Annotated in this window: 17 protein-coding genes; 8 read left to right on the forward strand and 9 right to left on the reverse strand. The window is 40.5% G+C overall.

Translation table 11 applies throughout. The features are described 5' to 3' along the window. The first annotated feature begins 113 nt into the window (after positions 1-113). A complete protein-coding gene (locus tag AN393_RS14835) occupies positions 114-1,118 on the forward strand; it encodes a response regulator (RefSeq protein WP_055018510.1) in 1,005 nt (334 codons plus the stop codon). A 3-nt stretch (positions 1,119-1,121) separates the two neighbouring features. After that, a complete protein-coding gene (locus AN393_RS14840) occupies positions 1,122-2,093 on the forward strand; it encodes a diguanylate cyclase (RefSeq protein WP_055015235.1) in 972 nt (323 codons plus the stop codon). A gap of 115 nt (positions 2,094-2,208) precedes the next feature. Here the strand turns inward: AN393_RS14840 and AN393_RS14845 are convergent, their stop codons facing one another. The 4 genes from AN393_RS14845 to AN393_RS14860 all read right to left on the reverse strand — a co-directional run bounded on the left by AN393_RS14845 (position 2,209) and on the right by AN393_RS14860 (position 7,764). Continuing rightward, a complete protein-coding gene (locus tag AN393_RS14845) occupies positions 2,209-3,723 on the reverse strand; it encodes a SpoVR family protein (protein ID WP_055015234.1) in 1,515 nt (504 codons plus the stop codon). 17 nt (positions 3,724-3,740) lie between these two features. Then, positions 3,741-5,024 (reverse strand): YeaH/YhbH family protein, encoded by a 1,284-nt coding sequence (locus tag AN393_RS14850; protein WP_055018511.1) that lies wholly within the window; start codon positions 5,022-5,024, stop codon positions 3,741-3,743. 26 nt (positions 5,025-5,050) lie between these two features. After that, a complete protein-coding gene (locus tag AN393_RS14855; protein ID WP_055018512.1) occupies positions 5,051-6,973 on the reverse strand; it encodes a PrkA family serine protein kinase in 1,923 nt (640 codons plus the stop codon). A 209-nt stretch (positions 6,974-7,182) separates the two neighbouring features. Further along, complete coding sequence (locus tag AN393_RS14860; RefSeq protein WP_055015231.1) at positions 7,183-7,764, reverse strand: Fe-Mn family superoxide dismutase; 582 nt, start codon at positions 7,762-7,764, stop codon at positions 7,183-7,185. Between the two features lie 266 nt (positions 7,765-8,030). Here AN393_RS14860 and AN393_RS14865 point away from each other — a divergent pair, with 266 nt between their 5' ends. The 4 genes from AN393_RS14865 (at position 8,031) to AN393_RS14885 (ending at position 16,754) form a co-directional block, all read left to right on the forward strand. After that, positions 8,031-8,369 carry a Grx4 family monothiol glutaredoxin gene (locus tag AN393_RS14865; RefSeq protein ID WP_016709200.1) on the forward strand — a complete coding sequence of 113 codons (339 nt, stop codon included), beginning with the start codon at positions 8,031-8,033 and terminating at the stop codon, positions 8,367-8,369. 843 nt (positions 8,370-9,212) lie between these two features. After that, positions 9,213-13,670 carry a glutamate synthase large subunit gene (gltB, locus tag AN393_RS14875; RefSeq protein WP_055018513.1) on the forward strand — a complete coding sequence of 1,486 codons (4,458 nt, stop codon included), beginning with the start codon at positions 9,213-9,215 and terminating at the stop codon, positions 13,668-13,670. 9 nt (positions 13,671-13,679) lie between these two features. Further along, the gene (locus tag AN393_RS14880; protein WP_055015228.1) at positions 13,680-15,095 is read left to right on the forward strand and encodes an FAD-dependent oxidoreductase; all 1,416 of its coding nucleotides are present in this window, start codon (positions 13,680-13,682) and stop codon (positions 15,093-15,095) included. 639 nt (positions 15,096-15,734) lie between these two features. Continuing rightward, a complete protein-coding gene (locus AN393_RS14885) occupies positions 15,735-16,754 on the forward strand; it encodes a GGDEF domain-containing protein (RefSeq protein ID WP_235576210.1) in 1,020 nt (339 codons plus the stop codon). A gap of 15 nt (positions 16,755-16,769) precedes the next feature. Here the strand turns inward: AN393_RS14885 and AN393_RS14890 are convergent, their stop codons facing one another. From AN393_RS14890 to nadK, 4 genes are all read right to left on the reverse strand, one after another. Continuing rightward, the gene (locus tag AN393_RS14890) at positions 16,770-17,081 is read right to left on the reverse strand and encodes a hypothetical protein (RefSeq protein WP_055015226.1); all 312 of its coding nucleotides are present in this window, start codon (positions 17,079-17,081) and stop codon (positions 16,770-16,772) included. A 37-nt stretch (positions 17,082-17,118) separates the two neighbouring features. Next, the gene (gene recN / locus AN393_RS14895; protein WP_055018515.1) at positions 17,119-18,792 is read right to left on the reverse strand and encodes a DNA repair protein RecN; all 1,674 of its coding nucleotides are present in this window, start codon (positions 18,790-18,792) and stop codon (positions 17,119-17,121) included. 75 nt (positions 18,793-18,867) lie between these two features. Next, on the reverse strand, positions 18,868-19,434 hold the full coding sequence (locus AN393_RS14900; RefSeq protein WP_055018516.1) for a hypothetical protein: 567 nt from the start codon (positions 19,432-19,434) through the stop codon (positions 18,868-18,870). Positions 19,435-19,509: 75 nt separating this feature from the next. Further along, on the reverse strand, positions 19,510-20,394 hold the full coding sequence (nadK, locus tag AN393_RS14905) for an NAD(+) kinase (RefSeq protein WP_055015249.1): 885 nt from the start codon (positions 20,392-20,394) through the stop codon (positions 19,510-19,512). Between the two features lie 280 nt (positions 20,395-20,674). Here nadK and AN393_RS14910 point away from each other — a divergent pair, with 280 nt between their 5' ends. Continuing rightward, positions 20,675-21,640 (forward strand): HrcA family transcriptional regulator, encoded by a 966-nt coding sequence (locus AN393_RS14910; protein WP_055015223.1) that lies wholly within the window; start codon positions 20,675-20,677, stop codon positions 21,638-21,640. Between the two features lie 58 nt (positions 21,641-21,698). Continuing rightward, complete coding sequence (gene grpE, locus AN393_RS14915) at positions 21,699-22,313, forward strand: nucleotide exchange factor GrpE (RefSeq protein WP_055015222.1); 615 nt, start codon at positions 21,699-21,701, stop codon at positions 22,311-22,313. Between the two features lie 28 nt (positions 22,314-22,341). Here the strand turns inward: grpE and AN393_RS14920 are convergent, their stop codons facing one another. Next, the gene (locus AN393_RS14920) at positions 22,342-23,544 is read right to left on the reverse strand and encodes a Bcr/CflA family multidrug efflux MFS transporter (protein WP_055018517.1); all 1,203 of its coding nucleotides are present in this window, start codon (positions 23,542-23,544) and stop codon (positions 22,342-22,344) included. Between the last annotated feature and the right edge of the window lie 99 nt (positions 23,545-23,643).

The raw sequence follows: 23,643 nt of genomic DNA on the forward strand, positions 1-23,643 counted from the left end.
GATATATAAATTGTAAACTCGAAGAACTTTTATTAACATGTAGTTACAAAATGTATCTTTAATAAAGTCATAAGGCCTATTGACAACATTGGGTTAAATAATAGAGAGATAGTATGTCAACATCCGTATTAATATGTGACGACTCAAAATTAGCGAGGCGCCAGCTAGCTCGCTCTTTACCAGATGACTGGGATATTAAAGTAGAGTTTGCTCAAGATGGTGTTGATTGCATCAAAAAACTAAAAATAATCGAGCCCGAAATACTTTTTCTTGATTTAAACATGCCTGAAATGGACGGGTACGAAGTCCTTATGGCCATGAAAGAGCAAGGTCTTAATATCCTAACCGTGGTGGTATCTGGCGATATTCAGCCAAATGCGCACCAACGTGTTTTAGAGTTAGGGGCTATTGATTTTATCCAAAAGCCTTGCTCAGCTGAAAAGCTCGCAGATATTATTGAGCACCACGGTATTAAAGATAAAGCCATGCGCGAACGACTCGCCCACTCTTTGGGTGAGCAAGTAGACCCAGATGTGCGCGATATATACCAAGAGCTTACAAATGTTGCTATGGGTCAAGCGGGGGATTTGCTTGCACGGCTTTTAAACGTGTTTGTAGAGCTGCCGATTCCGAATGTGAATGTGCTTGAAGTTAATGAGCTAGACATGGCGTTGCAGTCTATTGACAACAACGCAGCTACCTCGGGCGTTTGCCAAGGCTTTATTGGCGGTGGCGTATCTGGCGAGGCGTTGCTTTTACTAAATGACTCAAGCTTTAAAGAAATTGCGTCATTAATGAATTACGATGGTGAGCTTAACGACAAGGTTGAACTTGAGCTGCTTATGGATATTAGTAATATTCTAATAGGCTCAATTTTAACGGGGCTCTCTAAACAGCTTGATATGTCTTTTAGTCAAGGCCACCCCATTGTACTTGGCCAGCATCGCGATGTATCAGAGTTGGTTAAATCGAATAAATCTCGTTGGCAAAGAACTTTAGCAATAGAGATAAGCTACGGCATCGAAAACCACGATATTAACTGTGACCTTATGCTGTTATTTACCGAAGATTCACTGAAGACTTTGAAATACAAAGTTGCTTACCTATTAGAAGACTAAGTTATGGCCGCTGATTTAGAAATGAATGAAATCCATTGGTTAATGGATATGTTTAACACAGTCGATGTGGGCCTGGTTGTACTGGATAGAGACTATAAAGTGTGCGTATGGAATGGCTTTATGGAAAACCATTCGGGGCTATTGCCCAGCGCTGTAAAGGACAAAGATTTATTTGATTTATTCCCCTCAATTGACGAAAAATGGTTTAGAAGTAAATCAGAGTCTGTATTTGTACTTAAAAACCGCTCGTTTACTATTTGGGAGCAGCAACCTTACATTTTCCGTTTTAAAAATTATCGGCCAATTACTGGTAAAGCGGATTACATGTACCAAAACGCGACTTTTATTCCACTTACCAACACATTGGGCGAAGTAAGCCATATTTGTATTATTATTTACGATGTTACCGATGTGGCAGTAAATAAAAAAGAATTGGAAGATTTAAACAAGCGTTTAGAACAAGTCAGCCAAACTGATAGCCTAACGCAACTGTATAATCGCGGGCATTGGGAAAGCACGCTGCACCAAGAGTTTTTGCGCGTTAAGCGCAGTGGTGGTAGCAGCACACTGTTAATGTTCGATATCGACCATTTTAAAAAAATTAATGATGAGCATGGTCATAGCTGTGGTGATGAGGCGCTTCGCCACCTTTCAGATTTGCTTCGAACGACGCTTCGCGAAACCGACATAGCAGGACGATATGGTGGGGAGGAGTTTGTTGTTACTTTACTTGATACCGACAAACAAGGCGCAGCAACATTTGCTGAGCGCTTAAGAGCACTGATAGAGGCCAACCCTTTTGTTTATAAGCATACAAAAATAGAGATGACAGTGAGTGTTGGCTTTGCAGGCAATAGCCCAGAGTTTGCAAAGCATGAACGTTGGATTGAAGCTGCGGATAAAGCGTTGTATTACTCAAAAGAGCATGGTCGTAATAGAGTAACTGATTTTGAGGATATAAAAAATGACGCATAAGCGTCATTTTTATTATGTGCTATTAAAATAATGCTACGTGAGTAATACTTAGCTCTGCGAGCTTACGCTGTTTTTATGCCCACAAATGCTAATGACTTTTGCTTTTCCACCTTACTTACTCTGAAATATGGCGTGTGTCATCAGCAGGGCATTGGCCAAGCGTAGAGACATCGCCGCTACTTGTCTCTTGCTGTAGTTGCACCTTAAATCCCCATAACCTGTAAAGGTGTTTTAGCACCTCTTTGTGGGAGTTCGCGAGGGGGATATTATTGTGGGGGACATAGCGCAACGTTAAAGAGCGATCGCCTCTAATATCAACATTATACACTTGAATGTTAGGTTCGTGATTACTCAAATTATACTGCGCTGAAAGCGCTTCGCGTACAGCCCGATAGCCGCTATCGTCATGAATTGCGCCTATTTCAAGATGTGGGTTACGGCTATGATCGACAATAGTAAATAACTTAAAGTCACGTATTAGCTTAGGTGATAAAAATTGGCTTATGAAGCTTTCATCTTTAAAATTTTCCATCGCAAAATGCAGAGTGTCAAGCCAATCAGTCCCTGCATACTCAGGAAACCAGCGTCTGTCCTCATCTGTTGGGTTTTCGCAAATACGGCGAATATCCACCATCATATTAAAGCCTAGGGCATAGGGGTTTATACCTGAATAGTAATTGCTGTTATAAGGTGGCTGATAAACCACGTTGGTATGACTTTGCAAAAACTCCATCATGAATGAGTCGGTTAACTTACCCTCATCATATAAGTGATTTAAAATAGTGTAATGCCAAAAGGTTGCCCACCCTTCGTTCATTACTTGGGTTTGTTTTTGTGGATAAAAATATTGCGATATTTTTCGAACAATACGTATTACTTCTCGCTGCCAAGACTCTAATAGTGGCGCATTTTTCTCGATGAAATATAAGATATTTTCTTGCGGCTCTTGGGGAAAGTGTCTTTCTTGCTTTTTAGCTTCCTGTTGTTGCTTAGGGATAGTACGCCATAGCTCGTTTACTTGTGATTGCATGTAATCTTCACGCTCTTTTTGACGCTTTTGCTCTTCAAAAAGGGATATTTGCTGCGGGCGTTTGTATCTATCTACACCATAATTCATCAATGCGTGACACGAATCAATCAAGTTTTCTACTTGAGTAATGCCATATTTTTCCTCACAACGGCTAATGTAATTTTTAGCAAACACTAAGTAATCTATGATGGAATCGGCGTCAGTCCATGTTTTAAATAAGTAGTTCCCTTTAAAAAATGAATTATGGCCATAACAGGCATGCGCCATAACCAAAGCCTGCATGGGAAGTGTGTTTTCTTCCATTAAATAAGCAATACAGGGATTTGAATTAATAACAATTTCGTAAGCCAGCCCCATTTGCCCACGTTTATAATTTTGTTCTGTTTGAATAAATTTTTTACCATATGACCAATGGCTGTATCCTATTGGCATGCCAACGCTTGAATACGCATCCATCATTTGTTCTGCTGTAATGACTTCGATTTGATTAGGGTAAGTGTCTAATCGGTAATGGGTGGCAACGCGGGCTATTTCAGTTTGGTATTGCTCAAGCAATTCAAAGGTCCAGTCTGGACCATCACTAATTCGTTCATTACTCATCGTAAACCTCGTTTAGGCTAAGCAGCGCCTTGTTGTTGACGATTTTTTTTAAAGAGCTCCCTAAATATAGGGTAAATATCTTCAACACTTTGTATATGTTGTATAGCAAAGTTGCTATGAGTGTGGGTTATGTTTTGGTATTCGCGCCATAAGCTTTGATGCGCACGCGTGGTAATTTCTATATAAGCAAAGTAACGAACGGCGCTAAGTAGCTTATTGCGTAATATTTCTGCGCAGTGGGGGGTATCGTCTGCCCAGTTATCGCCATCGGATGCTTGCGCCGCGTATATGTTCCACTGCTCTGAATCATAACGCTCTTTTATTATATCGTTCATTAGTTTAAGGGCACTGGAGACAATAGTGCCACCTGTTTCCTGAGAATAAAAGAACTCTTGTTCGTCGACCTCTTTAGCTTGTGTATGGTGACGTATATACACGACCTCAATGTCTTTATAACTACGGGTCAAAAATTGATACAGCAAAATATAAAAACGCTTTGCCATGTCTTTTGTGGCCTGATCCATCGAGCCTGATACATCCATAATACAAAACATAACGGCTTTGCTGGTGGGGTGGGGGCGTTTTTCATAATTACGAAAACGTAAGTCGTAGTTATCGATAAAAGGTACGGATTTTATTTGCTGTTTGAGTTGATCAATTTCCTCTTGCAATAATGCTACGATAGCTTGGTCGCTGGCGGCTTGCTCAAGTTCCATCGCGAGTTGACCTTCAAGCTCAGCTAAGCGCCTTTTTTTACCCGCACTCATAGCGACTCTCCTGGCGAGTGAGCCCTGTAATGAGCGTACTATATCAATATTACTGGGCATACCATCGCTACAAAAACCAGCCCGATGAGTTTTCATTTGTACAAGCTTATCTAGCTGGTTTTCTTGTAAGTTGGGCAGCGCTAAGTCTTCAAAGAGCAAATCAAAGTATTCATCTTTAGAAATAGAAAACACAAAGTCATCTTGGCCTTCGCCTGAATCACTTGCATCGCCATCGCCTGCACCACCACCTTGGCCGCCTTTGGGGCGCTCAATTTTGTCACCTGTAGAGAATTGATCGTTGCCAGGGTGAATTTGTTCTCTGTCGCCCCCTTTACCTTGGTGAAAAATGGGCTCGCTAATATCTCGTTGCGGGATAGATATACTCTCCCCTGAACTAGAGTCGGTAACGCTACGTTTATTAACCGCATCAGATACGGCTTCTTTTATTTGCTTTTTATAGCGCCTAATAAAGCGCTGGCGGTTAAGCGTGCTTTTATTTTTACCATTTAAACGTCTATCTATAAAATGCGCCATACTGTTCCCCCTAAACTACATGAAGGTTACTGCGATTTTCTAACCCGTAAATACCACTCAGAAAGTAAACGCACTTGTTTTTGCGTGTAGCCTTTTTCAACCATGCGGTTAACAAAGTCCTCGTGCTTTTGCTGATCCTCTGCTGAGGTTTTAGTATTAAAGGAGATAACAGGGAGAAGATCCTCAGTGTTTGAGAACATTTTTTTCTCAATAACCGTGCGCAGTTTTTCGTAGCTTGTCCATAGTGGGTTTTTACCATTATTGTGAGCGCGTGCACGTAATACAAAGTTAACTATCTCATTCCTAAAATCTTTGGGGTTAGAAATGCCGGCGGGTTTTTCTATTTTTTCAAGTTCTGCATTTAACGATGCGCGGTCAAATAGTTGTCCTGTATCTGGGTCTCTATATTCTTGATCTTGTATCCAAAAATCAGCATAAATTACATAGCGGTCAAAAATATTTTGCCCATACTCAGAGTAAGACTCTAAATAAGCGGTTTGGAGTTCTTTGCCAATAAACTCAACATATTGTGGAATTAAATAGCCTTTTAAAAAGCTTAAATAACGCTCTTCCACTTCAGCGCTAAATTGTTCACGCTCTATTTGTTGTTCCAATACATAAAATAAATGCACTGGATTGGCGGCCACTTCAGTGGTATCAAAATTAAATACGCGTGACAAAATTTTAAAAGCAAAACGGGTCGAAAGACCAGTCATACCTTCGTCAACTCCTGCGTAATCACGGTACTCTTGATAAGATTTCGCTTTAGGGTCAGTATCTTTTAGGGTTTCTCCATCGTATACGCGCATTTTTGAATAAATGCTTGAGTTCTCAGGCTCTTTTAAACGAGAAAGCGTAGTAAATTGTGCCAGTGTTTTTAACGTACCTGGTGCACAGGGGGCGCTTGCCAGTTCACTGTGCTGAATGAGTTTGTCGTATATTTTAATTTCCTCGGTAACACGCAAGCAGTAAGGAACTTTTACAATATATACCCTATCCAAAAACGCTTCGTTGTTTTTGTTATTTTTAAACGTTTGCCATTCTGACTCATTTGAGTGAGCTAAAATCATGCCGTTAAAGGGCAGGGCGCTTATGCCCTCTGTACCGTTGTAATTCCCCTCTTGCGTTGCGGTAAGGAGTGGATGCAGCACTTTAATAGGTGCTTTAAACATTTCTACAAACTCCATTAAGCCTTGGTTTGCTAAACATAATGAGCCTGAATAAGCGTAAGCGTCTGGGTCGTTTTGAGCAAAGTGCTCAAGCTGACGAATATCTACTTTGCCTACCAATGCTGAAATATCTTGATTGTTTTCATCACCAGGCTCGGTTTTGGCTATACCAATTTGATTTAAAATAGAAGGGTAGCGCTTTACAACTCTGAATTGGCTGATGTCACCATTAAATTCTTTTAGTCGTTTTGCAGCCCATGGCGACATAATGGTTTTTAAATAACGGGGCTTAATACCGTATTCTTTTTCAAGCACATTTGCATCTTCGAAGGGGTCAAACAAACAAAGCGGGTGGTCGTTTACCGGCGAGCCTTTAATTGAGTATATAGGCACCTGTTGCATTAAGTATTTTAGTTTTTCAGCGATTGAAGATTTACCTCCCCCTACGGGGCCGAGTAAATAAAGGACTTGTTTGCATTCTTCTAGTCCTTGAGCCGCATGTTTTAAATAAGAGACAATTTGCTCTATGGCATCTTCCATGCCGTAAAAGTCTTCAAATGCAGGGTAGCGTGCAACAACTCGATTAGAAAACAACCGGCTTAAACGTGCGTCGGTTGCAGTATCAACCATTTGTGGTTCACCTATTGCCATAAGTAAGCGCTCGGGTGCGCTGGCATAAGCTGATTTATCGTTTTTACAAATTTCTAAAAATTCGCTGATGCTGTATTCTTCTTCTTGTGCTGCTTCGTATCGTGCTTGGTAGTGCTCAAAAATAGTCATAATAACCTCCGAAACCCACTTTAAAAAGGTGCTTACTTTTTAAAGTCTAGTCTCAGTTTGAAATTTTTGTGCAATAAAATTAAAAATTTAAGTGAAAAAAGATCATGTGGCTAATTTATCAATTTAGCACGTATAACGGCGGCTTAAATTTTATAAAGGCATAAAAAAAGACGCCGAAGCGCCTTTTTTAATCAGCCTATAGTGGCTAATTAAGCGAAGTTAGCGTTCGCGAATTCCCAGTTAACAAGCGCCCAAAAACCTTTAAGGTAATCTGGACGCACGTTACGGTAATCAATGTAGTATGCGTGTTCCCATAAATCCACAGTTAGGATTGGTGTAACACCTTCGTCTGTAAGTGGCGTTGCTGCGTTAGATGTGTTTACGATATCTAATGAACCGTCAGCTAGTTTAACTAACCATGTCCAGCTAGAGCCAAAGTTGTTAACAGCTTTGTCGTTTAGTGCATCTTTAAACGCGTCAAATGAGCCCCATTTCGCGTTGATAGCATCAGCAATTGCGCCTGTTGGTTCACCGCCGCCATTTGGAGATAGGCAGTTCCAGTAAAAAGTGTGGTTCCAAATTTGTGCAGCATTGTTAAATACGCCACCTTCAGATGAGCAAACAATCTCTTCTAAAGATTTGTTCTCAAATTCAGTACCTGGAATTAAACCGTTTAATTTAACAACATACGTGTTGTGATGCTTACCGTGGTGATACTCAAGAGTTTCTTTTGAAATGTGAGGCTCAAGTGCATCAATTGCATATGGTAGTGACGGTAGTTCAAATGCCATTTTTTATCTCCATCTTCTTTTGGTTGATAACGCGCTTGGTAGTACGTAATGCCTGATAGAACAGACCACTTACCTATACCAAACGAGAATATAGTGTTACTATAATTGTTGAGTATTTTACTCAAGTTTAAGCAAACAGCAATGCTATTGCTAAAGACTATTTCAATTGCGGCTTTATTTGCCCATTTTAAGTTATATATTTGTGGCCACAATGATTTATTTTCAAGCCCCGGATATATCAAGCTATCGTCATTTTGAGGTTGTAGATGGAAACCATTGATAAAATTAAACAGCAGATTTCTGAAAACCCAATTATCCTTTACATGAAAGGGTCACCTAAATTACCAAATTGTGGTTTTTCTTCACAAGCGTCACAAGCTCTAATGTCATGTGGCGAACCATTTGCCTATGTTGATATTTTACTAAATCCAGATATTCGTGCTGAGCTACCAGCATACGCTAATTGGCCTACATTCCCACAGCTTTGGGTTGAGGGCGAATTGATAGGTGGTTGCGACATTATTATTGAAATGTTTCAGCGTGGTGAATTACAGCCGTTGATCACTGAAACAGCAGCTAAATATAAAGAAGCTGACGCAGAGTAATAGTTACTTTGCTAAACATAATAAAAGCCACGTTTACGTGGCTTTTTTGTGTCTATCTATAACTTTCTTGCGTTTTAATTTATTGATCAACCCATGATTATAGCCAATAATTTGTACTCAATAGTTAGCAAACTCAGGCCTCACTCCTCGTTTAGATACACCTTAGTAAGGATAAGTAAGCAACAATGCTACTTATATAAGCGCAAATTTTAATTAAAAAATTGAGTTTTATACCAAGGCGTAATAATACGTAACCAGCTATGCTGAGCTATACGTGTCGCTATCTGCGCTAAAAGGTTCTTTTTTAGCACAACCCAATATCGAGATTTTTGCCTGGCTATCAATACGTTTTTCCAGCCTCAAAATAGAACACTTAATTAAGCGAATTGGTATTAAATAAAAATTCACACCATTTGCACTAAAAACGACACAGCAATTCATAACTATACCAATGAACGCTAAAAAAGCGTGATCCTAAACCTTTAATTTATTTAAATTGCATTAAACTATCTAAATGTTAACTGAACCAATAAAGTTTTAATGAATATTTATTCATTGGGTGGAGCTTTACGTTTACGTAAAGGGTATTGGTGTGCTCCCTTTGTTTTTACAAAATGTTAAAATTGACACCAGTGTCATGAAAAAATAACGCACAAAAAAGCACTAAATGTTAAAACTTATGAGTTAAAAAGAAACCTTGCCTTGAAGTGAGAAATATTCAAGAATGTGAATATGTATTCAAAATAATATTGACTCTATTTACTATAGAGGCTAGTTTTGTGCGTCTGTTAGCAAATCGTCGAGCAGTTCATTCACGTTAACAGTGCAGCAAGGGAGGGGTCTATGTTATACGACTCAACATTAGAAAAAGATAATTGTGGCTTTGGCTTAATAGCCCAAGTAAATGGTCAAGCTAGTCATCGGCTTATTCGTACAGCTATTACTGGACTTGATCGCATGCAACACCGCGGTGGTATATCTGCCGATGGTAAAACAGGCGACGGCTGTGGTTTATTACTCCAAAAACCTGACAGTTTTTTTCGTGCCATTGCTAACGAGCATAACTGGCACTTAGGTAAAAATTACGCCGTAGGCATGGTTTTCTTAAATTCAGATCCCGTTTTAGCACAAGCTGCAAAACAGGTTTTATGTGAAGAATTAGAACAAGAAACACTTAAAATACTTGGTTGGCGTGAAGTGCCTACTGACCCTTCAATGCTAGGGCCAATTGCTACACAGCAATTACCTGGTTTTGAACAAATTTTTGTTAGTGCGCCGGAAGGTTGGCGTTCTAAAGATTTAGAGCGACGTTTATATGTAGCACGTCGCCGCGCAGAAAAGCGTTTAGCAGAGGATGAGTCGTTTTATATTGCGAGTTTATCGGGGTTAGTGACTATCTATAAAGGCCTTATGATGCCTGCAGATTTGCCTAACTTTTATTTAGACTTAGCTGATATTCGTATGACCAGCGCTATTTGTGTATTCCATCAGCGTTTTTCTACTAATACTCAGCCGCGTTGGCCTTTAGCACAACCATTTAGGTATTTAGCGCATAATGGTGAAATTAATACCATTGAAGGTAACCGCCAATGGGCTCGTGCACGTTCGTATAAGTTTTCTTCGCCACTTATTCCTGATTTACAAAGCGCAGCGCCGTTTGTAAACGAAACTGGCTCTGACTCATCAAGCCTAGACAACATGCTGGAGCTGTTTTTAGCGGGTGGCATGGATTTATTCCGTGCTATGCGTATGCTAGTGCCACCTGCATGGCAAAAAAATCGTGCTATGGATGATGACTTACGTGCATTTTACGACTTTAACTCTATGCATATGGAGCCGTGGGATGGCCCTGCGGGCATTGTTATGTCTGATGGGCGTTTTGCAGCGTGTAACCTTGATAGAAATGGCCTGCGCCCGGCGCGCTATGTTATTACTCAAGATGGCTTTATTACATTGGCCTCTGAGGTAGGGATTTGGGATTACACTGCAGATGAAGTGGTCGAAAAAGGCCGTGTAGGGCCAGGCGAGCTTTTAGTAATTGATACTAAATTAGGCAAAATCTGGCACTCAGATGAAATCGACCAAGATTTAAAATCGCGTCACCCTTATAAGTCATGGCTTGAAGAAAATGTTAAACGCCTAACTCCGTTTGAAGAGCTTACCGAACAGGATGCAGGTAATCGCTCATTTGATGACGAAACGCTTGTTAAATACCAAAAAATGTTTGGTTACACTAACGAAGAGCTCGATAGTGTAATTCGTGTAATGGGTGAAAATGGCCAAGAAGCAACAGGTTCTATGGGTGATGACACGCCATTTGCTGTGTTAAGCGAAGGGCATCGTTCACTGTATGATTACTTCCGCCAAAAGTTTGCGCAAGTAACTAACCCGCCAATCGATCCGCTGCGTGAAAACCACGTAATGTCATTGGCAACGTGTATTGGTAGTGAGCAAAACGTATTTAATGAAACCACAGGCCATGCTAAGCGTCTACAGTTTGATACGCCAATTTTAATGTATGCTGATATGCAGCAGCTACTAAATGCTGATGACGAGCATTACAGCTACTGTAAAATTGATATTACATACACAGCAGAGGAAGGTTTAGAAAAAGCGGTTGCACGTATTTGCGACGCTGCACAAGAAAAAGCAGCTGCAGGCTGTGTAATGCTTATTTTATCTGACCGTAACTTTAGCGAAACCCAATTACCAATTCCTGCTGCAATGGCGGTAGGTGCTGTACAAAAACGTCTAGTAGATAATAACTTACGTTGTGAGTCTAATATTATTATTGAAACGGGCAGCGTACGCGATGCACACCAATTTGCTGTATTACTTGGTTTTGGTGCAACCGCAATATACCCATACCTTGCATACGAGTCACTGGTTGCGATGAGCGACAGTAAAGTGATTGAAAAATCGTACTGCGAAGTGACGCTTTCGTACCGAAAAGCTATAAATAAAGGCCTTTACAAAATTATGTCTAAAATGGGCATAAGTACGATTGCATCGTACCGTTGTTCAATGCTTTTTGAAGCCGTTGGTTTATCAGATGCCATGATAGAGATGTGTTTTAAAGGCGTAGCAAGTCGTATTAAAGGCGCCTGTTTTAGCGATTTTGATAGTGATCAGCAAAAGCTACATAAACTTGCTTTTAGTAAGCGTAAGTTACTCAGCCACGGCGGTTTATTAAAATATGTTCACGGTGGTGAATACCACGCTTACAATCCTGATGTTATTCAAACGCTACAAAAGGCCGTACGTTCAGGCGATTATAAAGACTACTCAGCCTATGCTGATTTAGTTAATAACCGTCCTATTGCAACGCTACGCGATATGTTAGCGCTTAAATTACCTGAAAAAGGTATTAGCATTGATGATGTTGAGCCGGCTGAATTTTTATACCAGCGCTTTGATTCTGCAGCAATGAGTATTGGTGCACTTTCGCCAGAGGCGCATGAAGCGCTAGCCATTGCAATGAACCGCCTTGGGGGCTGTTCAAATTCTGGTGAAGGTGGAGAAGACAAACTCCGTTACAACACCGAGAAAAACTCACGAATCAAACAAGTTGCCTCGGGTCGATTTGGTGTAACGCCGCACTACCTTCGTAATGCTGATGTAATACAAATCAAAGTGGCACAGGGTGCTAAACCGGGTGAAGGCGGACAATTACCAGGCGAAAAAGTAACGCCGTATATTGCAAAGCTTCGTTATTCGGTACCCGGTGTAACATTAATTTCACCACCACCGCATCACGATATTTACTCGATTGAAGATTTAGCCCAGCTAATATTTGACTTAAAACAAGTAAATCCTGAAGCGATGATCTCGGTTAAGTTGGTATCTGAGCCAGGGGTAGGCACAATTGCTACCGGTGTAGCTAAAGCATACGCTGATTTAATTACAATTTCGGGTTACGACGGTGGCACAGGCGCAAGCCCGCTTACGTCTGTAAAGTATGCAGGTAGCCCTTGGGAGCTTGGCCTAGCAGAAACCCAGCAAGCACTTGTTGAAAATGGCCTTCGTCACCGGATTCGCCTGCAAACAGATGGTGGCTTAAAAACAGGTTTAGATATCATTAAAGCCGCTATTTTAGGTGCTGAGAGCTTTGGCTTTGGTACGGGTCCAATGGTGGCGCTAGGTTGTAAATACCTACGTATTTGTCATTTAAACAACTGTGCGACCGGTGTTGCAACGCAGGATGAAACACTTCGTCAAAAGCATTATCACGGCTTACCAGAAATGGCGATGAACTACTTTAAGTTTATCGCACAAGAAGCGCGCGAAATTATGGCAAGCTTAGGTGTTGCTAATCTAACTGACTTAATTGGCCGTTTAGATTTACTTGAAGCAATTGAAGGTAAAACAGCGAAGCAAAAGAAAATAGATTTATCGTCTGTGATTGCTCAGCCAAATAACCCAACGGGCGAAACCTTATTTTGTAGTGCGCCAAATAGCTCTCATTATTTAGGTGAACTTAACGAAACGTTACTAGGTAAAGCACAACAAGCAATTGATACTTCTTCGGGTATTTCGCTAGTAAGCCGCATATGTAATACAGACCGTTCAGTTGGCGCAATGCTGTCGGGTTACATAGCCTCAAAGCATGGCAACCAAGGTATGGCTGCAGATCCAGTATCGATTGAGCTACATGGTACTGCAGGGCAATCATTTGGTGTTTGGAATGCTGGTGGCCTTGAAATGACCCTTATTGGCGATGCAAACGACTACGTGGGTAAAGGCATGGCTGGTGGTAAGCTTGTTATACGTCCACCACTGGGTTCATCGTTTGAAAGTCATAAAGCGACCATTGTAGGTAACACATGTTTGTACGGTGCTACGGGTGGTAAGTTATTTGCCGCAGGCTGTGCTGGTGAGCGTTTTGCAGTGCGTAACTCTGGCGTGCAAGCCGTTGTTGAAGGCGTAGGTGATAACGGCTGTGAATACATGACTGGCGGCGTTGTATGTGTGCTAGGTAATGTAGGCGTTAACTTTGGTGCGGGTATGACAGGTGGTTTTGCTTATATTTTAGATGAGCGAAGTGACTTTGAAAAACGCATTAATCCAGAGCTTGTAGAAGTAGTAACACTTGATGATTTAAGCTCGCACCAAGAGCATTTGCGCGGCCTAATTGCTGAGCATTTAGAGCTTACAGCTTCATGTCGAGCAGAAACCATTTTAGCTAATTTTGAACTGTATTTACCTATGTTCAAACTAGTTAAACCAAAATCAAGTGATGTAAAAAGTTTACTCGGGCACCGCGCTCGTAGTAGCGCAGAACTTCGTGTTCAAGCGCAATAAGGGGGCAGTATGAGCGAAAATGTATATCAATTTATAGACGTGCAGCGTGTTGATCCACGCAAAAAACCAATCTCGTCGCGTAAAAAATCTTTCGTGGAAATTTACGAACCCTTTTCTGAGAATCAGGTAAATTCACAAGCTGACCGTTGTTTAGATTGTGGTAACCCTTACTGTGAATGGAAATGCCCAGTGCATAACTACATTCCTCAGTGGTTAAAATTAATTAGAACTGGCCGTATTTTAGAAGCGGCTGAGCTTTCTCATCGTACAAATAGCTTGCCTGAAGTGTGTGGACGCGTATGTCCACAAGATAGGCTGTGTGAAGGTTCATGTACGCTTGATGAAGAGTTTGGCGCAGTAACAATAGGTAATATTGAAAAATACATTACCGATACCGCATTTAAAATGGGCTGGAAGCCAGACATGTCATACGTGACATGGACGGATAAAAAAGTGGCGATTATTGGTGCGGGTCCGGCTGGGTTAGGGTGCGCAGATATTTTAGTGCGTAACGGTGTAAAACCAGTGGTTTTTGACCGTCACCCAGAAATTGGTGGATTACTGACTTTTGGTATCCCTTCTTTTAAACTTGAAAAAGAAGTAATGCAAAAGCGCCGTGAAATTTTCACCGAAATGGGTGTTGAATTTAAGCTAAACGTTGAAGTGGGTGTAGATATCACTATGGACGAAATTTTAGCTGACTACGACGCGGTATTTTTAGGTGTAGGTACATATCAGAGTATGCGCGCTGGTCTTGAAAACGAAGACGCGCCAGGCGTACACGATGCACTCCCATTTTTAATTGGTAACACAAATCGCGTTATGGGTTACGATGAGAAAAATCAAGCGTGCATTGATATGGCCAATCAAAAGGTTGTGGTACTTGGCGGTGGTGATACCGCGATGGACTGTGTGCGAACTTCTATTCGCCAAAATGCAGCTAAAGTAACGTGTGCTTATCGTCGTGATGAAGAAAATATGCCAGGCTCTAAACGTGAAGTTAAAAACGCTAAAGAAGAAGGTGTAAACTTTACTTTTAATGTACAGCCAACGGGCATTGTACTTGATGATAATGGCCATGTTGCCGGCGTTAAAATGGTTAAAACTCAACTTGGTGAGCCTGATGAAAACGGCCGTAGCCGAGCAGAAGTAGTACCAGGCTCAGAGCACGTACTTGAGGCAGACCAAGTTATTATGGCGTTTGGCTTTAAACCACACAAACTGGACTGGTTAGAAAAGTATGACGTAGAAATTAACCACTGGGGCGGCATTAACGCACCAGAGCAAGGTGAATTTACTCATCAAACAACTAATCCAAAAATATTTGCAGGTGGCGATATAGTGAGAGGCTCTGATTTAGTTGTAACAGCTATTTTTGAAGGCCGTAACGCTGCTGAAGGTATTATGGATTATTTAGAGGTTTAGTTAGCGCGTTACGTTTTTAAATGTAATAAAGGCAAGTGAACGGGCTTAATGCCGATAAACTAAGGCATATTTAATGATCCATTGACCGAGAGGCTACTGGTTAATATATAAAGGCTTCTGAATTGATTCAGGAGCCTTTTCTTTTGCAACTCACTACCGCAATTGCCCTGCCAATGGACATGCATTAAACACAGAATGACTAGGGCAACCCAGTGATTTCCTTTGTCCTGTGTTTACTAAGCAATGTGCAGGACCTGTAGGTGCAGCAACGATAAGACATAAAAGATTACCTGCCGAGATGGCATTGTGAACCGTCATTTGTATGTCACTTTATCGCGAAGACCCAAGCAGGAGTATTGTCAGTAAATTAAGTTTAGCATTGCCCAGTAAAACAAGAGCGAGCTTATCCAAGGTGTGTGCTACCTAAACCCAGTAAGTACCCCAATAAAAACGCCAGTCAGCTCTTAACTGATAGGCTCGCTTCTTTAAGTGAAAAAGTATTAAAAAATTGCCATTAACCAATAATTAACGAGTAAATCTTGCTTAAAGTGCTATTTCAGTACAAACTTGCAGCTAACTTCTTTTTTGAATCCTCGGATAATGAGTTTTTAAAGCTCACTTGCAATTAAAAATAATAATATGAATGCATACTCAGACAACAGAGAAAGAAAGCTAATTGTACGCTTTTTTTCGACTATCGGATTTATAGCTACCTTCGCTATGGCGTGTAATGCATTGTCTAATACAGATGTAATACTTGGTACTATGCTGTTAGTTTCTGCGGGGTTTTATGCGTGGGCTTTTAGCCTTTACCGTGCAGTCGAAAAATCAGCGACGACCATTTTATATAATCTTTACTGTTTAATGCTCTATTTAGTGATCACGGGCGGAGCTGAAGGAACCGGCCCCATTTGGATATTTATTGTATCACCGGTGACTTATTCAATCAGAGGCCTTAAAAAGGGAACTGTTGATATCATAGCTTTTTTATTTGCAGTGATTGCTGGGTTTATCATCACAGATAGTTTTAATATTTACGATTACCAACCTGAAGCACTGCCGCTGAGGGTAGTTATCTCCTTTATTATAGTGGCCTTATTAAGCGGTTTTTACGAGCGCTCACGCGAAAAATACAATGAAAAAATAGTTGCGCTGAGTATTAAAAATGAACGCCTCGCCACAATAGATCATTTAACTGATTTACCAAATAGACGTTTTATGATGAAAGAGCTGGCGCAGCTTAAACATCTTCATAAAAAAACTAAACAGCCTTATGTAATTTTGTTAGCTGATGTTGATAATTTCAAAAAAATTAATGACAACTACGGCCACGACTTTGGTGATGAAGCGTTAACTCAACTTGCCAATATTTTAAAAAAGAGTTTGCCAAAGCAAGCTATAGCTTCGCGTTGGGGCGGTGAAGAGTTTTTAATTGCATTACCAAACAGCGACAAAGAGCAGGGGCAGAGTATTGCAGAAAAAATTCATGCAGAATTACAAAAAAAACCAGTGCGTATGAATGGAAACTCGGTAGTATTAACTATAAGTATAGGGCTTGCGCAAAGCCAGTTAACTACAACTATAGCCCAAGACATAAAACTGGCCGACGAGCGTTTATACAAAGCAAAAGAGCAAGGTAAAAATAGAACGTGCTCTTAGCAGCAGCTATGTTAGTCAGTCCATAGAAAAGCTATCAAGGCTTGGGCGGCTTTTACTTTTTCGCCGCTGCACACTTAAATAACATATTGCACTGCACAGTATTTGTGATAGTAAAAGTAACCATTGATGATTAGTCACAATGTTGCCAATAATAAACCACTGCCATACACTCACAGTTACTTGATAAACCAATATAATTTTTAAAAAGCTAAAAAGTTTTAGTTTAAATTCTGCGTGCTTAAATTTACTAAACCCTATAAGCAAAAAGCTCAAAACTACAAGTAGCCACCCAGTAACATGGCAAAAATTTATCAGCATGTTTTGCATTTAAAACGTCTCTCCACTTTTGTAGCAAAAGTATAACTTAGGCGTGTGCCATAATAAGCTCTTTAGCATTTGCCTTAGCGGTTTTACTTATATTGTCGCCACCAAGCAAGCGCGCAATTTCGTTAATGCGTCCGTCTTTATTTAGGCTGAGCATTTGGGTAAAAGTCTCACCTTGTGCAATTTCTTTTGCTACAAAAAACTGCTGGTGCGCACTGCTTGCAACCTGCGGTAGATGAGTTACACAAATAACCTGTGTTGATTTTCCTAGTTGGCGTAGTAATTTCCCTACAGAGGAAGCGGTAGGGCCTGATATTCCAACGTCAACTTCGTCAAAAATAAGCGTTGGCGTTGTCACTTTTTGCGCAATAATCACCTGTATAGCTAAGCTTATACGCGACAACTCACCACCCGAGGCTACTTTAGCTAAAGGCTGCAATGGCTGCCCAGGATTAGTAGAGACCAAAAACGAAACACTATCAAAACCTAGCGCGTTGGGTTGGCGTTCAACTTCTTGGTTAAGCTGAATTTCAAAGACCCCATTTTCCATCGACAGGTTAGCCATGCTGTCACTAATTAGTTGGTTTAAGGTATTAGCATATTTTTGACGGCTTTCGCTTAATTGTTCGCCGGCTTTTTGGTATGCACTGAGCGCATTACTTATTTCATCGTCTAATTGTGCCAAACGTGAGCTATTGTTGCTAATTGACTCCAGCTCTTGTGTTAAACCTTGATGAAACTCAACCAGCTCTTGTGGCTTTATGTGATGCTTGCGGGCTAAGTCCATTGCGCCACTTAAGCGGGTTTCCACCTCTGTTAATCGGGTGGGGTCTAGGTCGGCTTGCTCTGCATAGTTTCTTACTTCTCTGCTTGCTTCTTCTACTTGAACTGCGGCTTCATCTAATAATGCAGCCACACCAGCTAAACTTTCATCATAATTTGCAAGCTCGGCAAATTGCTGTGCGCTGTGTTGAAGCATAGAGCAGGCATTTTGTTCATCACTTTCGTATAGGTGCTGCAGTTCGCGCTGACACGCTTCTAAAATAGTTTGGCTATTACTTAGTTTGTAGTGTTCGGCTTCTATTTTTTCAAACTCGCCGTCTTGTAAGGCAAATTCGTCTAATTCGGCAACTTGGTATTCGAGTAATTGTTTTTGCGCAGCTTGCTGTAGCTGCTGTTGCTCAAGCTGTTTAAATTCTTTTTGTAGGTTTGCATAGAGCTTATAGCTTTGACTAACCGCTTTTACAAGCTGGTTATGGCCTGCATAGGCGTCAAGCAGCTGCAGCTGGTGTTCAGCTTTTAAAAGGTGCTGATGAGCATGTTGCCCGTGAATAGAAATTAAGTATTGTCCCAGCTCTTTAAGTTGAGCGGCTGTAACAGCGCTGCCATTGATATAACTTTTACTTCGACCATTTTTACATACAACACGTCTAAGTAGGCACTCGCTGTCGTTACTGGTGAGCATGTGTTGTTCTAAAAATGCTTTGGCAAGAGGGAGAGCAGTTAAATCAAATTGTGCACACACTTCGGCTTTATCTGTACCTGGGCGAACAGCCGACGCTTCAGCGCGTTCGCCAAGGCACAGTGAAAGAGCATCAATGGCAATAGATTTACCCGCGCCGGTTTCACCCGTGATCGCCGTCATGCCGTTATGCCACTCAGTGCTTAAATTACTTACAATTGCAAAATTTTTAATTTCTAAACCAATTAACATACTGTTCATCCATCCAGTGAATTAACTGTTAATTTATACAGTGTTTAGGTTTTTTGCAAATTAATTTTTTACTTTTTAAGCAACACTGGCATTTTGAGAAAGCTGTTCATCAGTATTCGCACTTTCATCAGAAGGGCCTTCTTCAGTATTTTCAAGGGTTTCGCTTGGATTTACAGGTGTATCAGTTTTAATTTGTAGAATTAATGAAGGTAAAATTTCTTGATAAAACGCTTTATTAAAAAGTATACCTTGCTGCGGTAACTCACTCACAAAGTACTGTATATTGTCTTGCAGAGCTTGTGTATTTTCACTTTGCACTGCTTTTTGAAACTCAATCGAAAGCGTACTTACTAAACTGTCGCTAATATCTTCTAAATGCTGTAGGTTTTCCTCTGTATGAGGTTGAACCACAAAAAAGTTACTCACAATTGCCTGAATTTGCGCTACATATTTAGGTCTTATTATTTTGGCTTCTAATAAATTGTTAAGCTTAGTTTTAAGACGAGTGTTTACGTGGGCAACACGTTCGTTAAATTGTTTTTTTTTGATTTCTAGGGCTTTTTTTCTATTGTTTTCAACCCTAATGTAAGCGCCAAGCAAAGTGATAAGTAATAACAAAGCAAAGATAACAACATAAGTCATTGCTAGATATTCCTAGTTTGATTAATTTTTATTTGTTTTGTATTTTGCGCTAAAGCACTACACATGGCAATAAAATTAGTATAAACGGCTGCCCCAATTAAGTTTAGTACGTAAAACGTTGTAGTAAGAGTAGTTTTTTGGGTGAATTAAGCGCAGTTTTCTATCTGCTTTTTTAATTACGACTTCATCGCCAGGTAAAACGGCAAGCACGACATGGCTGTCGCAACTGACTTGTAAACTGTCGGTGTTATCAAGGCTTAACTTTAAACGTACCTCATTATCTGCATCAACAACTAATGGCCTGCTCGATAATGTATGCGGAAACATAGGTACGAGTGAAATAGCATTAAGCTCAGGCGTTAAAATAGGGCCTCCACCCGATAAAGAATAAGCTGTAGAGCCTGTTGGGGTTGATACAATTAAACCATCAGAGCGTTGAGAAAACACAAAGTCATTATTGATAAAAGCCTCAAACTCAATCATGTGGGCTACTTTATCGGCATGCAGCACCGCTTCGTTGACGGCTGAATTGGCGCTTTTAAGTTCATTATGACGGTATACTTCTACTTCGAGTAAAAAACGTTTCTCTTCTAAATAGTCGCCACTTAATACTTGCTCAAGGCTGCCTTCAAAGCCTTCGGGGTTTAAATCGGTTAAAAAGCCCAAATTACCCCTGTTAACCCCAATTACAGCGACATCAAAGCGTGCCAACACACGTGCAGCACCAAGCATATTGCCATCACCCCCTACAACAATAGCAAGGTCAGCTTGTTCGCCTAAGCTAACAAGGTCAACTTGATGCGTATCAGGCACATCAGATAATTGCCCGCCGGTGCGCTTTTCTACAATCACTGTAAAGCCAAGAGCCGATAAAAAAGTATGTAAACGTTGTAACGTAGCCGCAGCTTTAGGGTGGTTTGGCTTACCTATAAGGCCAATAATTTTAAACGGTGAGTGCATAATGGCAGCAATAATAGTAATAATATTTTTGTAGAGTAACTCAAAACACAAATGTTTGAAAACATAGATTTAGCTATATGATAATGATTCAATTAAGGCTTTATATTACAAAGCTGCTAAGTAATAGTTATTAGCTTAATATATTAAATTCCACTTTAACTTTGGTATTTACTGTTTAAAAATAGTGCTTGCAGCGTTTTATTGGAATACCTGCGATAGCATATTCACTTAAAGCGTGCTTTAGGCTTGAATTTGTTTTAACTGCCCCGATATATCTTTCATGCAACAAGATGTAGATAACATGAATATAAACCCACGAGATCAACAAATTTTTTCAGCAGTGATGAGCCTTTATTGTAATGGTGAAGGATTGCCCGTTCCATCAACAAAAATAGCGAAGCAAAAAGGTATGGCGGTATGCTCTGCCACTGTACGAAATGCTATGGCGCGACTTGAAAAAGTAGGCTTGTTATATTCCCCTCATACATCAGCAGGGCGTGTGCCAACAAACCAAGGGTTTGATTATTGGTTTGATGAGTTTTTTCCGTTAGCTGATATTGCAAATTATTGGCAGCCAGAGCAAACACAGTTAGTTGAGCTTGCGCATGGGCTGAGCCAAAAGTATCAAGTATGTTGCTGCGTTGGCCTACCTCAGGCAAGTTCACAACAAGTATTTAGAGTAGAAGTGCTTGAGTTTGATTCTAACAATTGGTTGGTATTACTCATAGACAGGGCAGGGCAAAGCCACAATATTTGCATCAACAAACCTGATGACTCATCAGATGCAGTGCGCTACCAATTTGCTACTTGGTTAAACACGGTTTTCAGCCAACAAACTTTAATGGAGGGTTTGTACCGCATGCAAGCTATGGCAAACACCGCACCGCGTAACTGCCATGACTCACTTACACAGTGGACACGCCAACTTAGTCAAAAGTTAGGGTCTGATAACAGCATTGTCGTCGGCGAAAACTATTTATATAAAAAAATCGACTGCGAACAAAGCTTAAATATTGGCGTTTCATTTTTAAATTTTGTCGAAGATAAACTCGCATTTAAAAATGGTGTATCAGTATTAAACACTGAAAACTTACCGTTTACTGACTGCAATGAGCTGATTGTAATTAGTGTTCCGTATTTTCAGGAACAAGAATATCAAAGCCGTTTTTGCGTAATTTGTCCTAAATCGGCGCAAATTGAACAATTAATCCAAGAATTTAAATTATTAGAGCCATCTAACTCTTGAATCTTTTTATTCAATCCCCATAATTACCGCAGTTGTAAAGAATTGGAGCACGTATTTTATGTCTGAGCAGACACAAAAACCAGAGCAAGAAGTAGAACTAAACGAAGAAGTAGCTCAAATGGAAGCTGATGTTGAAGCTGCAGTGGAAGCCGCAGAGCAGCATGAGGCAGACCAAGAGCAAAGCCCTGAAGCTGAAATTGCAATGTTATATGCAGAGCTTGAAGCTGCAAAACAAACAATTGCAGATCAAAAAGACAGTGTTGTACGCGCCGCCGCAGATGTAGATAATATTCGACGTCGTGCCGCACAAGACGTAGAAAAAGCACATAAATTTGCACTGGAAAAGTTTGCTAACGAATTACTACCGGTAATCGATAACCTAGAGCGCGCTATTGAGTTTTCTGATAAAGAAAACGAAACCTTAAAGCCAGTGCTTGAAGGTATTGATATGACAGTTAAAAGCTTCAACGATGCGGTTGCAAAGTTTGGCGTTGAAATTGTTAATCCACAAGGTGAGCAGTTTAATCCAGAATTCCATCAGGCTATGTCTATCCAGCCGAGTAACGATGTATCACCAAATACAGTACTTGCAGTAATGCAAAAAGGCTATACTTTAAATGGCCGTTTATTGCGCCCAGCAATGGTTATGGTATCTAAAGAAGCTGACGCTTAATTAGTTACTGCTTGTTATAAAAAATGCCTCATGATGAGGCATTTTTTTTGTCTATTTTATAGTGGATTAATTGCACAAGTATAGTCAGTAGCACAGCGCTAAACATTAAGCTCGAAAACGGCACAGCACTTTTAGCATGCATAACTGCCAGAAGAGGACCTACAAGTGCGCCACTGCCAAAGCGCAGCGTACCGATGACAGCTGTAGCGGTGCCGGTGTTTTTTTCAAACTTCATTAATATCAACGAATCAGCATTACTCGCTGTTACCCCTAAGCTCATCATTAATGGCGCAATAGCCGCTACAATATAATATAAAGAAAGGTGTAATAAACTAAACGTAAGCAGTGCCAGTCCTGAGCAAAAACCACATACAAGTCCAATGTAGAGCATTTTACGAGAGCCGATTTTTGGCACTATTCTGGTATTTAAAAAGTTACCAAACATTAGAGCCATGACATTAAAGGCAAATAAAATCCCGAATAATTGCTCGGAGACATCATATAAATCAAGGTATACAAAAGGCACTGAGGTTAAAAAACAAAAAAAGCCAAACGAGACAAACATCGAGCTTAAAATATCTGCACGGGCATTTTTGTTACTCAGCACAGTTTTATAACTATCAAAAAACAAGGCTAGGCCTTTTTTTTCATTTTTATGAATGGGGATATCTATTAAATATATTTGAACAAGCGCTAATATTAAAAAGCTATATCCAGCAAGCACTAAGAATATAGTTGACCATACCGAAAACCCTAAAATAAATGACCCAACAGAGGGGGCAACTAAGGGGGCTACCATCATAATCATAGAAACATACGACATGCCTTTAGCGGTGTTTTTTTGATAAATATGCCTAATTACGCCAGGCACAACCACCGTGGCGGCCGCCCCGGTGAATGCTTGCACGGCTCTAAGTACCCAAAAGGTCTGTATTTCGGTGGTAAAGGCCAGCGCAAATGAGCTTGCACCAAATAAGGTTAAGCCAATACGGGCTAGTTTTCGCCGTCCGAGTTGATCGGCAACAGGGCCAAAAAATAGCATACCTAACGAGTAGCCAGCCAAATAAATACTTAGCGAAATTTGTACATTTGGCATACTGGTTTGTAAATCGTTCGCTATAACCAACATGGCCGGTAAATACATATCAATAGCTAATGGCGTTATAGCCACAATACTGGCTAACAAAGGTAACAATATTCGGGTATTAAAAGACGAGGCCGAGGCGTCCATGTAATCACTCAACATTCACTAAAAACAGGGCCTACAGTGTAACAGGGCAAAGCAAGGGTATAAACTGAGTTTGACTAGTAAGTTAATTTATTTACATAC

Origin of the sequence: Pseudoalteromonas sp. P1-25 (assembly GCF_001401805.1) — a bacterium.
In the GTDB taxonomy this organism is placed as follows: Bacteria; Pseudomonadota; Gammaproteobacteria; order Enterobacterales; family Alteromonadaceae; genus Pseudoalteromonas.